General features: G+C 64.3%; 8 protein-coding genes and 1 pseudogene. 5 read left to right on the plus strand and 4 right to left on the minus strand.

Going from position 1 to position 11,322, the window contains the following annotated elements; all coding sequences use genetic code 11:
• Positions 1 to 38 precede the first annotated feature (38 nt).
• Positions 39 to 164, plus strand: a pseudogene (locus TZ53_RS27950) (metallophosphoesterase family protein); the annotation flags it as partial.
• Between the two features lie 41 nt (positions 165 to 205).
• On the opposite strand, the gene TZ53_RS17720 reads toward TZ53_RS27950, so the two are convergent.
• Entirely contained in the window at positions 206 to 1,429 is a 1,224-nt protein-coding gene (locus TZ53_RS17720) for an IS256 family transposase (RefSeq protein ID WP_044660505.1), read from the minus strand.
• A 68-nt stretch (positions 1,430 to 1,497) separates the two neighbouring features.
• Between TZ53_RS17720 and TZ53_RS17725 the strand changes: the two genes are divergently transcribed.
• Both TZ53_RS17725 and TZ53_RS17730 read left to right on the plus strand, forming a co-directional pair.
• On the plus strand, positions 1,498 to 2,622 hold the full coding sequence (locus TZ53_RS17725; RefSeq protein ID WP_272947354.1) for a metallophosphoesterase family protein: 1,125 nt from the start codon (positions 1,498 to 1,500) through the stop codon (positions 2,620 to 2,622).
• A complete protein-coding gene (locus TZ53_RS17730; RefSeq protein WP_044662148.1) occupies positions 2,622 to 6,065 on the plus strand; it encodes an ATP-binding protein in 3,444 nt (1,147 codons plus the stop codon). The genes TZ53_RS17725 and TZ53_RS17730 overlap by 1 nt, the downstream gene beginning before the upstream one ends.
• Here TZ53_RS17730 and TZ53_RS17735 read toward each other — a convergent pair.
• Positions 6,062 to 8,722 carry an AAA family ATPase gene (locus tag TZ53_RS17735; protein WP_044662149.1) on the minus strand — a complete coding sequence of 887 codons (2,661 nt, stop codon included), beginning with the start codon at positions 8,720 to 8,722 and terminating at the stop codon, positions 6,062 to 6,064. The two genes, TZ53_RS17730 and TZ53_RS17735, sit on opposite strands and share 4 nt — an antisense overlap.
• Positions 8,723 to 9,031: 309 nt before the next feature.
• Between TZ53_RS17735 and TZ53_RS17740 the strand changes: the two genes are divergently transcribed.
• Entirely contained in the window at positions 9,032 to 9,661 is a 630-nt protein-coding gene (locus TZ53_RS17740) for a tyrosine-type recombinase/integrase (RefSeq protein WP_044662150.1), read from the plus strand.
• Between the two features lie 98 nt (positions 9,662 to 9,759).
• On the opposite strand, the gene TZ53_RS17745 is transcribed toward TZ53_RS17740, so the two are convergent.
• Entirely contained in the window at positions 9,760 to 10,419 is a 660-nt protein-coding gene (locus TZ53_RS17745; RefSeq protein WP_044662151.1) for a cation transporter, read from the minus strand.
• Positions 10,420 to 10,496: 77 nt separating this feature from the next.
• Here TZ53_RS17745 and TZ53_RS17750 point away from each other — a divergent pair, with 77 nt between their 5' ends.
• Positions 10,497 to 10,895, plus strand: a complete 399-nt coding sequence (locus tag TZ53_RS17750) for a MerR family transcriptional regulator (RefSeq protein WP_044662152.1) — start codon at positions 10,497 to 10,499, stop codon at positions 10,893 to 10,895.
• Positions 10,896 to 10,931: 36 nt separating this feature from the next.
• Here the strand turns inward: TZ53_RS17750 and TZ53_RS17755 are convergent, their stop codons facing one another.
• Entirely contained in the window at positions 10,932 to 11,321 is a 390-nt protein-coding gene (locus TZ53_RS17755) for a copper-binding protein (protein WP_171010023.1), read from the minus strand.
• Position 11,322 lies beyond the last annotated feature (1 nt).

Here is an 11,322-nt window from a genome sequence, read left to right on the forward strand (position 1 = left end):
CGTACGTTCGTCAGAGAAATGAAGGACTTGGGGGGTAAATGGGCAGCTTCCGATTTCTGCACGCGGCGGACGTGCATTTGGACAGTCCGCTTCACGGCCTCGCGCGCTACGAGGGCATTCCGCTTGAAGACGTCCGCGGCGCAACCCGTGCGGCCTTCGACAACGGGACTGTCAGGAATTTCGTGTGCGGCGAGGCGGTTGACCATCAGGCCGTCATGGCCCTGATGAAGCGTTCGCCGAAGAGAACGGCAAATTGAGCCTTCGCCATGTTCCACTCGCGCGGCGGCATTTTCCACTCTTTTTCCGATCGGTTCAAGATCAGATAGAGCAGCTTGGTGGCGGCCTCATCGTTGGGGAAATGACCTCGCGCACGAACGGCGCGGCGGAGCTTTGAATTGAGGGCCTCTATCGAGTTTGTCGTGTAGACGATCCGCCTGACTTCTTCAGGAAACGCGAAAAATGGGATGACTTCGGGCCACGCCCTGCGCCAGCTCTGGCCGATAGCCGGATAGCGTTGCCCCCAGAAGCCCGCTTCGAAGGCCGTCAGCGCTTCCTCGGCGGCTACGGCATCGACGGCGCGGTAGATGGCCTTCAGAGCTGCCCCAAGCGCCTTACGGTCTTTCCATGCCACGAAATCCATCGAGTTCCGCAGCAGATGGACGATGCATGTTTGAACCATCGCTTCGGGGAAGACGGCGGTGATGGCGTCGGGAAAACCCTTCAGGCCATCGACGACGGCCAGCATGATATCCTCGACACCGCGGTTGCGCAGTTCGTTCATGACGCGCAGCCAGAACTTGGCGCCTTCATTCTGCTCCAGCCATAACCCCAGGACCACCTTGGTGCCGTCGGCCATGACGCCCAGGGCAATATGGATCGCCTTGTTGCGGACCATGCCTTCGTCGCGGATCTTGACCCGGATCGCATCGAAGAAAACCAGCGGATAGGCTGGGTCCAGCGGGCGTTGCTGCCAGGCTGTGACCTCCTCCAACACCGCGTCCGTGATCGTGCTGATCAGGTCGGGCGAGGCCTCGATGCCATACAGTTCGCGCAGATGCCCGGTGATCTCCCGGGTGCTCATGCCGCGCGCGTACATCGAAATGATTTTGTCGTCGAAGCCGGGGAAGCGTCGCTGGTATTTGGCAATCAACTGCGGATCGAAGCTGCCAGCCCGATCGCGTGGCACCTCGATCTCGATCCGTCCTCCGTCGGTCGTCACTGTCTTGCGGCCATAGCCGTTCCGGCTGTTGTTCCCTTGCTCCTCCTGGCCAAGATGGTGATCCATCTCCGCATTGAGCGCACGTTCGGCAAAAGCCTTCTTCAGGGAATCAAGCAGGCCGCCCTGGCTGAGCGCTGCCGCCGCGTCAGTGCCGGCAAGCAGCTGATCGAGAATGTCGTTCGGTATCGAGGGTTCTTTGCGTCGTGACATATTGGGTCTCCTTGTTACCCATTATGCCTCGCCACACACGAAATTCCTGACAGTCCCTCGACAACCTGATCGACCTGGCGCTCCGGGAGCATGTCGACTTTCTGGTGATCGCCGGAGACCTATACGACGGCGACTGGAAGCACATGGGGACGGGGCTCTACTTCGCCCACGCCATGGGCCGACTGGACCGAGAAGGCATCCCGGTCTTTCTGCTCGCAGGCAATCACGACGCGGCCTCGGTGATGACCCGCCAGATACCGTGGCCCGCCAACGTGCGGCTTTTCAGCAGCCGCCAGCCTCAGACCCACCTGCTGGAAGATTTCGGCGTGGCGGTGCATGGCCAGAGTTTCGCCACGCCTGCGGTCACGGACAACCTCGTGCCGAAATACCCCGATGCCGTCCCGCACGCCTTCAACGTCGGCGTGCTCCACACCGCTCTTTCCGGAGCTCTTGGGCACGCGCCCTACGCCCCCTGCGACGTTCCCGACCTGAGAGCGAAGGGCTACGACTATTGGGCCCTGGGACACGTCCACGCCCAGCAGATCGTCTCCACCGAACCGCACGTCGTCTACCCCGGCAACCTTCAGGGGCGGAACATACGCGAGACTGGTCCGAAGGGCGCGGTGCTCGTGGAGGTGGCCGACAGGCAGGTGGCTTCCGTTGTACCCGTTGAGCTGGACGTGCTTCGCTGGAGCAAGATCGAGGTGGACTGCACAGAAGCCCGGATGAACTCCGTTACCGACCTGATCCGTTCCGCTCTGGGGTCCGCCTTGCCAACCGAAGGCGCAGGCCGACCGCTGATCGTCCGTGTGGCGCTTCACGGAACTTCGGAGATCGCGGGTACGCTGAAGGACCGCGGGGCAGAACTCCGCGATGAGGTTCGCGCGATCGCGACATCCATCTCGCCCGATCTCTGGATCGAGAAGGTGGTCAGCGAGGTGACCCCGCCGCATGCCGCCCAAGAGCCGGAAGCTGGTCTCGACTTCGCCGAGATCATCGATGAGGCGCATTCGGATCTCGAACTCATGGCGGAGCTGAGGACTGAACTCGAACCGTTCCTCGTGTCGGCCAGGTCTTCTCTCGGAGCACCCGACGAGGACGAACTGCGTGCGCTTGCCGAAGCCGGCAGCTGGGACCGCATCCTCGAAGCGAGCGCGACCGCACTGCGGGCTCGCCTGGTGGGAGACGCCTGATGCGGTTCGCCAAGCTCAGTCTGGAGAAGTATGGCCACTTCGAGGATCGCGTGCTCGAGTTTCGATCGGGCGCCTCCGACCTCCATCTCATCTACGGCGCAAACGAGGCCGGCAAGAGCACGTCGATGGCCGCGGTGACGGATCTTCTGTTCGGCATTCCCATGCGGTCGCCCTACAACTTCCGCTTCGACTACCCGCTGCTTCGAATTGGCGCCCTGTTGGAGGAGGATGACCGACAGACCGCCGTCCGCAGACGGAAGGGCGGCAGCGGGACGCTGGTCGACGCCGACGACAAGCCGATGGACGAGGCGCCACTCCTCGGCATGCTGCGCGGTCAGACGAGAGAGACCTTCGGCCGGTCTTTCAGCCTTGATCAGAGCGCACTGCGCGAAGGCGGCGAAGCGATGGTGAAGGCGAAGGACGACGCCGGGCAGGCGCTCTTCGCCGCGGGATCAAACCTGACGGCTGTCGCCTCGGTGCTGGCCACGCTCGAGGACGATGCTGACGCCATCTGGGGCAAGCGCGCCAAGGCCAGCCGCACCTACACCGCCGCCGAGCGCAACCTAGAAGCCAGCCTCCGCACGGTTCGAGACGCGAGCCTTAAGCCGAAGGCGTGGTCGGATGCGCGCGCAGTCTCAGAAGAGGCTAACGCGGCACTGAAGAAGCTCGAGGGTGAGCGGCTGGCACTGAAGCAGGAGCTGCGCTCTCTCGATCGCCTCCGAGGCGTCGCCAGTCTGGTCGAAGCCCGCGCCCGGACGCTGCTGGAGCTTGGTGAACTCGCGGACGTTGTCGTCGTCGGCGAGCAGATCGAGGCTCAAGCACGGGAGTGCCTTGACGCACTCGAACGGGCGGAACGCGACCGCACAACGGCGAAGCGGCTCCTGTCGGAGGCCGAAGAGCGAATAGGCGTCGTCGATCTCGACGACGCGGTCATCGACGCCTCGGAACAGATCGAACGGCTCCTCGAACGGCGCGGAGCCGAGACCAAGGCCGCCGAAGATCTGCCGAGACTTGCCGCGAGGCGTGAGCAGCTCGAACTTCAGGTGAGCAACCTTCACAAGGAATTCGGATCCGCGATTGCGGTCGTGCCAACACGCACTCAGGTGACCGAGCTCCGGCAGGTTCTCAATGGCATCGTATCCGCGCGCGCAGCTGCCGACCAAGCGGAATCGGATCTTGGGGACGTCCGCTCCAGGCTCGCGCGCCTGGAGCAAAGGCTCACCGAGCTACCCGCGGACGCGGCACTGACCACGCTCGTCTCCGCGGTCGATGCGGCCCGGCAGCTTGGCGCCGATTTTGACGAGCGCTGCGACGCGGCAGCCGAAACCTTGAACCGGACCGCTGCCCGACGGGATGCTCTGCTCGCCCAACTGAAGCCTTGGAGCGGTTCGGCCGGCGAGCTGTTCGGGCTACCGTCTCTGTCGGAAGCAGAACTGCAGCAGGCGCGGGATCGCCTCGCGGAACTGGAGGCCGAGCTTAAGAAGGCGTCCACCGCTGCCACACGGCTTCGGAACGAGGCCGAGACCCTATCGCATCAGATCGAGCGCGGAAGCGCCTCGGATGGAGCGGTGACGATGGAGGCGCTCGCAGCTGCCAGGCAGGTCCGGGACGCGGATTGGGATTTCATCCGAGAGGGACTGACGGCCGGAACTGTCATTGAGGACGGTCAACGGCGTGCAGCCGCATACGGCGATCTCGTCGAGAAAGCGGACACGCTCGCCGATAGGCGCTACTCGTCGGCCGAGGCATCCGGCCGCCTTGCGGAGATGGTCGACCTGCGCGATCGGCTCTCCTTAGAGTCAGAACAAGCCGGCCGCGCCGTGACACTTGCTGAGGCAGCTCTGAGCGACTTCAGACGCGGGTGGGACGACCGTCTCGCGCGCGTAGGACTTCCGCTTCTCGCGCCGCTCGCGATGGCAGCGTGGCAAGCGGCTCGCACCGAAGCGATCGAGGTATTCGAAGCCGTAGCCGGCGCCGAAGGCGAACTTGCACGTGCTCAATCCCGCCGGCGGGACGCGTTGGCGGCTCTGTGTCGGGCTCTGGACATCGAAGCTCCGACGAATTCGATAATCTTGCCGATCCTAACAGCAGCGGAAGCCGCGCGGACGACACGCGAGGAACAGGCGCTCGCGAGGAGGGAACTCGAACAGGAGATCGCGAGGCTCGTCAACGAGGCAGACGCCCTGACCAAGTCGATGACCTCCCGCAAGGGGGAGGAGCAGAGAGGCCGAGAGGCCTGGAAGGCCGTGTCGGAGCGCGCCGGGGTCGATCTGCCGGTTGAAGGCGCCGACCTGCGCTTCGAGATCATCGACGAGCTTCGCAGCGCCTCCGAGGAACTGGCCACCCTTCGAATCCGTGTCGCCGGGATCGAGCGCGACGCGAACGGCTTCAAGTCCGCCGTGGCGGAGCTCGCGGCCAAGCTCGACTGCGCCCCAGGGGGCAGCGACCCGCTCGACGTCCTAAAAAGTCGTCTTGCGAAGGCCCGCGCTTCCGAGGCTCAGGCCTGGGAGCTCAAGGGCGAGGTGTCGCGTCGATCGGCCGAGGAGGGCGAGGCCGACGCAAAGTCACAAGCGGCCAGAAGCGGCCTCGGGGAAGTCGTGAAACAACTCGCGATCGAGGACACCGACCTCCTCCCGGATCGCCTCGACGCATCATCGCAGGTGCGCGCTTTGCGCGCCAAGGTTCGTGAACTGGAGACGGAGATCGTCGCCAAGGGTGACGGATACGGGCTTGAACAGCTGATCGAAGCACTCGCCAAGACCACGCCCGACGAGATCGCGTCGCGCAGGGAGCAGGCCAGCAGCGAGGTCGACGCGCTCGACGACACGATCTCCAATGCAGCCAGAACCTACGGCGACACGCGCCGTAGGTTCGAGGACCTCGACGTCGACGGCCACTCAGCCGCAGACGCGCAGGCGGACGCCGAGGCGGCGCGTGCCGAGATGGCGGTGCAGGCGGAGGCCTATCTGATGAAGCGCACCCAGGCCGTCATGCTGCGGTGGGCGATCGAAAAGTATCGCAAGAGGCACCAGGACCCGCTGCTCGCCCGTGCGAGCACGATCTTCGAGACGCTAACGCTGGGCCGCTACAAAGGCTTGGATGCCGACATGCAGGACTCGACACCCAGACTGATCGGCCTTTGCGAAGATCGCAAGACGGTCGTGGAAGTGGGACAGATGAGCGAAGGAACGACTGATCAGCTGTTCCTGGCGCTGCGCATCGCGGCGCTTGAACAGTCTGTGGATGCCGGCGTGCGGCTCCCCTTCCTCGCCGACGACCTCTTCGTCAACTTCGACGACGATCGCTCTCGCGCCGGATTTCGCGTGCTAGCGGACTTGTCGCGATCAACGCAGGTCCTGTTCTTCACGCACCACGAGCACTTGGCGGCAATCGCCAAGGAGGTGCTTGGCAAGGAGCGATGTTCGGAAATCAGGCTCGCCTAGAGGAGCGTCGCGCCGACCGGATTCTCGAGGGCGGAACGCGCCACGGACGTCGCCTTCCGCCGCTTGCCGAGCTCTATCCTGAAGTCGTCGAGCACCTTCAGGTCGGCTTCCATCTCGTTAGGGGACGGCTGCGGGATGTCCCGGCCGGCCGACATGTCGTGGCCTGAGCGTTCCGAGGCTCGCTTCATTGCAAAGAAGATTGTCCGATAGTCATCGTCAGTGACGGTCACCTCCTTGAGCCTGCCTGTCATGACATCCGGCACGAACCTTACGACCGTCTTCGCGAAGACGACCTCCTCGACCGCCCGTTCCCAGGATTCGCGCAGGTCCGAGTAGAAGTCCTTCGTCTGCCGCCGATATTGGTCCGTGTCAAAGTCGGTTACGCCCTTAAGCTCCTTCGCGCGCGTCCGCAGCGTCTCGATCCGCGCGTTGAGGTCGGCGACCCAGGGCTCGCAATTCTCGCGGATCACGCCGAAGCCCTCAAATTGCGTCTTGGCGACGAGTGACTTGATCAGCGGCGCGGCGTCTCCTGCCCTGGCGGCCTCCGACACAACTTCGTTGAAGAATACAAGGTTGTGCGTGAAGATGATCACCTGCCGTCCCTTCTTCGCCTCGGCGACAAGACGGTGCGCGACCTTGCGGATGCGCAGGTGGTCAAGCGAGGAGACGGGGTCGTCGACGATGATTCCGTAGCGCGCGTCGTCGCCTCCGATCTCGGCGAGGAAGCATGCGAGCGCGAGCGCCCGCTGCTCGCCCTCCGAGAGCACCTGGTTGTTCTTCACAGCGCCAGCGCCGTGCAGGCCGACCGAGAACAGGCTCTTGCCGCCTGAGCTGGAGTCGCTGACCTTGAAAGGAAGATGGGTGAGGTCGAGCGCGCCGATCTCCTCTGCGATCCTCCGTTCAAGCTCCTCGGTGACGAGCTGCTTGCGCAGGGCGGTGATCTGCGTCGAGATCGAACGTGTCGCCACCTGGGCCTGGCACCCCGTCAGCGACCGTTGCTCCGTGACGTCCCGCAGGCGCTGCAAGACCGTCTCCAGGTCATTGGCGAGCTTCGCCCGGTCCTTGAGTTCGGCAAGCCGCGTCCGCTTGGCGTCCAGCGCCTCGGTATGCGAGGCGCTTCGCTGAAGCGAAGCGGCCTCGCCCTCGAGGCGCTTGAGTTCCGCCGCGACCGTCTCGGCGAGCGCGCTTACGTCCGGCGTCGGTGCAGACGTCGCTGTGTCGTCCAGCAGTGCGGCGCGCCTCGCCTCGAACCCGGCCAGCGCCTTGAGGATGTCGGCAACGGTCATGGCCCGGGTCTCATCGAGCTGTCCGTATCCGGCCAAGGTCTCCTCGACCAAGGATGCTTCCGGCACCTTCACCTGCTCGACCTGCGTCAGGAGCGCCTTGAGGGCGTCGCGCGCACCGTCGGCGCGCTTCGTGGCCTCGCCACTGACGAAGTCGTTGAACCGGGCCAGCCGGGCGGAGCCCGTCGGGGTGAGCGGCTCGAGGCAAAGGACGCACAGGTCGCCGGTTGCCTCAGGCAGACGCGCGGGCGGGGGTTCCACTCCGGCGGCGACGAAACGGCGCGCCGCCTCGAACAGGATCCGCCAGGCCTCGCCGCCGACCTCCGCGACGGGCTCGCCTGCGAAACTGGCGGCGGCCGCGATCCTCTCCGCCTCCACCGCCTGGGCCAGCTCGCGCCGAGCCGACGCGATCGTCTCACCGACCCTGTCCGAGAGTCCGTCTCGGAGGGTGGCCAGCACCTCGCCCACGCGCTTCAACACGGTGATGGCGCGGCGGCGGGTAGCCGCAAGCGCCACCGGATCGGCGGCGAGCTCGGCTTCGAGCCGGGCGAGTTCTGCGAGCTCCGTCTCGCTCAGGTCGGACAGCCTGCGGATTTCGTCCTCGGAAGGCAGCGAGGGCGCCTTGGGATCCAGTTTGGCAAGGGTCAGCGCGACCGTGCAACCTGGGGTGTATCCGGCCGGCAGCGCGACCCGCAGCCGCGGCGCGAGGGCCTTCTCGTCCGCCGAGAACCTCGTGGCCATCCGTTGACACAACTCGCCGTGGTGCTCGAGGATCGCGAGCTCGCGCGGCAGGTAGGCGATCCGGTTACCGCTATCGACGTAGAGCCGGGCGTTGTGGCTGTCGAACACCGATATCTGACGGAGCTGCGAGGGAGGTGGCGTTGCGGGATCCCAATCGATCTCGGTCACCGCGTCGTCGCCGACTTGGTAGCGCACCTGCACCCGCATCGGCCCGCCGCCGGCGTCGAACACGTTCCCCCGCAGCTGGTCCGAGGTCAGGCTTCGGCAAAGTCGCTTGGCGATGCGGGTGTATCCGCTCTTCCCGCTCCCGTTTTCGCCGTAAACCAACGTGATGCCCACACCGGCCATGCGCAGCTTCTGGCTACCGGCGAGGCGGTCAATGTTCTGCACGGGACCGAGCTGCGCGAGCACGGTTCGCCGCGCATCGCCTGAGCCGCCACCAAGATGCGAAGCGTCAATCGCGGTTATGGGGTGGGGTGAAGAGCCGGCGCCGGCCGCGGCACGCACGTTGTCGAGGATGCAGTCGGCGTCCTCCGGCTCCAGGGAGTGATCCGGTGCGACGGCGATCCGCCGCAGGCTGTCCTTCACCCAGTTAGGCTGCTCGGCAGCCCAATCCAATAGATTCTTGACCATTTCCCATCCCCCGTCGGTCCAGAATGATTAACTCTCGTGACGGACGCAAGCGGGGTTTCGCCCGTTGCGCCGGAAAGCGCTCTCGCGTCCAGCTAAGCGCGGCCCGTCTATTGAGCGGCAGCTCGCGGAAGCGCTCCGCGTCCTCTGGAACGGCCGCTTTGGGTCGAGGACAGAGGCGATTTATAGGGAGGCTAGATGAGTTTATCGAAATAAGCTAACTTTTGCCCCTGACAGAACGGCTCGCGATCTGCTGCCTCCAGCTTGTCTGAACGTTTCTGCCGTGGCCATGATGGCCACTGGAGAAGTGTCATGGGATTATCAGAATTTGATCCCGCTGCACGCGAACGAGTGTCGTGGAATTCGGGACGCAAAGTCGGCGCGAAGCGCGCATTGAAGCCCCGCCAGATTTGGGCAATCCGGTTCTTCCTTGATCAGCATGGACGGATCCGCGACCGGGCGCTGTTCGACCTCGCCATCGACAGCAAACTGCGCGGTTGTGATCTGGTAAAGATCAAGATTGGCGACATCGTGTGTGATCGGAAGATTCGAACGCGGGCGATCGTTGTTCAGCAAAAGACGGGGCGGCCTGTCCAGTTCGAGTTGGACGACGCTCGCGCCAGCCTGCTCCGATGGCTGGAACTGCGCGGCGGTTCCCTGGAGGATTATGCCTCCCCGAGCCGCACCGATCATTCGGCCCACATGAGCACCAGGCAATATGCCCGCCTTGTGGATGAATGGGTCACAGGGATCGGCCTGCCAAGCGAGGATTACGGCACGCACTCCCTACGGAGAACGAAGGCATCAATCATCTACAAGGCGACCGGAAACCTTCGCGCGGTGCAGATCCTGCTTGGCCATACGAAAATCGAAAGTACGGTCAGATATCTCGGCGTTGATGTGGAGGACGCTCTGACTTTGGCAGAAGGGACAGAAATCTGAAATCGGCTGGCTCCTCACACTGCGGGGAGCCAGCACCCAAATCACATCTGCAAGTCGCAACCGTCATTGGTGGCAATAGGAAAGCCGACGGAAAGCGGTCAGTCGCGGTCTCCGCTGAAACGAAAATGTTGCCGAACTTCTCCGTTGAGAGACCGCCATTCGCCGACCGCCTGCCGAATTATCTCCTCGCCGCCCCACAAGCTGAGCCCGGCCATGATGACCGCGACGATAATGTCTGGGAGGCCGGAGCCGGTGCCGAAAACCCCCAGTGCCGCGAAAAGGACTGCGAGGTTTCCGATGGCATCATTACGTGAGCAGATCCAGACCGAGCGCATGTTCGCATCGCCGGTCCGGGAGCGATAGAGCATGAGAGCCACCCCGCCGTTGGCGACGAGCGCTGCAAAGCCGACAATGCCCATTACCTCGGCTTGCGGATGCGTGCCGCGCGAGAGCGCCCAGAGCGCGCTCAGCAGCACATAGAGGCCGAAGCTGAAGATCGTGACGCCCTTCACCATCGCGGCGCGCGCGCGCCAGGCAAGCGCCAAGCCTGCAACACCGAGGCTGATCGCATAATTGGCGGCATCGCCCATAAAATCGAGCGCGTCCGCCTGCAGGGCCTTCGAGCCGCCGAGAAGGCCGGCGGTCAGCTCGACCGCGAACATCAGCAAGTTCACCGCCAGCGCGATCCACAAGGCGCGGCGCCACGCAGGGCTGTTGATATGGTCGGCTTTATCGGCCGCGCAGCTGGAACAGGCCATGAGGGCGGAGCTTTCTTTTCTGCGAGTCGATATCCTATATGCACCCTGTAGCAAGTACAGGGTCAAGAGGCAGGCAGATGATCACGCGAGGCAAGCTGGCCAAGGCGACAGGCACGAAGATCGAGACCATCCGCTTCTATGAAAAGATCGGACTTCTGGCGCCGCCCGAGCGCACGGCGGGCAACTATCGCGCCTATGGCCAGGACGATGTCGACCGGCTGAGCTTTGTGCGTCGCGCGCGCGATCTTGGTTTTTCGCTGGACCAGGTCCGCACGTTGCTCGATCTCGCCGATGATCGCAGCCGGTCATGCTGCGCGGTCGACGAGATTGCGCGCGCGCAGCTCAAGGCGGTCGAAGAGAAGATCGCTGACCTGCTGGCGCTGAAGCGGGAGCTCTCGAACCTGATCGAGCAGTGCGACCAGGGTACGATCGCGGACTGCCGGATCATCGGCGCCCTCGCGCCCGCCGAGGTTTGAGCGGGCACGGGCTCAAGAGGCCCGTGCCCGGGACACTCATTTCTTGCTGATCGCGGTGACTTCGCCGCCGCGGCCTTCCAGCTTCAGGTCGAAACTGACCTCGTCTCCAACCTTCACGCTGTCGATGAGCGCGGGCGCGGCCTTGAAGGCCATTGTCATGGCCGGCCAGTTTGCCTCTGCGATGGGGCCATGATCGAGCGTGATCGTGCCCGCGGCCTTGTCGAGAGCCGTTACCTTGCCTGTTCCCTTCGCCATCTTGGCGCCAGGCGCCATCGCCATGTTGCCCATGTCGCCATCCATCGTGTTCGTGGCCGCGGCGGGTGCTGCGCTATTGGTCTCGGCGGTGACGGGCGTCTCCGCCTTCTTACCACACGCGGCGGTGAGGGCGACGAGGCCGAGGGCTATGGTCAGTCTTGCATGCTTCATG

It is taken from the genome of Sphingobium sp. YBL2 (assembly GCF_000943805.1).
Lineage (GTDB): Bacteria > Pseudomonadota > Alphaproteobacteria > Sphingomonadales > Sphingomonadaceae > Sphingobium > Sphingobium fuliginis.

What these genes read in the sequence shown, in the direction of transcription:
- TZ53_RS17750 (WP_044662152.1), top strand. Translation starts at nt 10,497, where the DNA reads ATGATCACGCGAGGCAAGCTGGCCAAGGCGACAGGCACGAAGATCGAG.
- TZ53_RS17745 (WP_044662151.1), bottom strand. Translation starts at nt 10,419, where the DNA reads ATGGCCTGTTCCAGCTGCGCGGCCGATAAAGCCGACCATATCAACAGC.
- TZ53_RS17740 (WP_044662150.1), top strand. Translation starts at nt 9,032, where the DNA reads ATGGGATTATCAGAATTTGATCCCGCTGCACGCGAACGAGTGTCGTGG.
- TZ53_RS17730 (WP_044662148.1), top strand. Translation starts at nt 2,622, where the DNA reads ATGCGGTTCGCCAAGCTCAGTCTGGAGAAGTATGGCCACTTCGAGGAT.
- TZ53_RS17755 (WP_171010023.1), bottom strand. Translation starts at nt 11,321, where the DNA reads ATGAAGCATGCAAGACTGACCATAGCCCTCGGCCTCGTCGCCCTCACC.
- TZ53_RS17720 (WP_044660505.1), bottom strand. Translation starts at nt 1,429, where the DNA reads ATGTCACGACGCAAAGAACCCTCGATACCGAACGACATTCTCGATCAG.
- TZ53_RS17735 (WP_044662149.1), bottom strand. Translation starts at nt 8,722, where the DNA reads ATGGTCAAGAATCTATTGGATTGGGCTGCCGAGCAGCCTAACTGGGTG.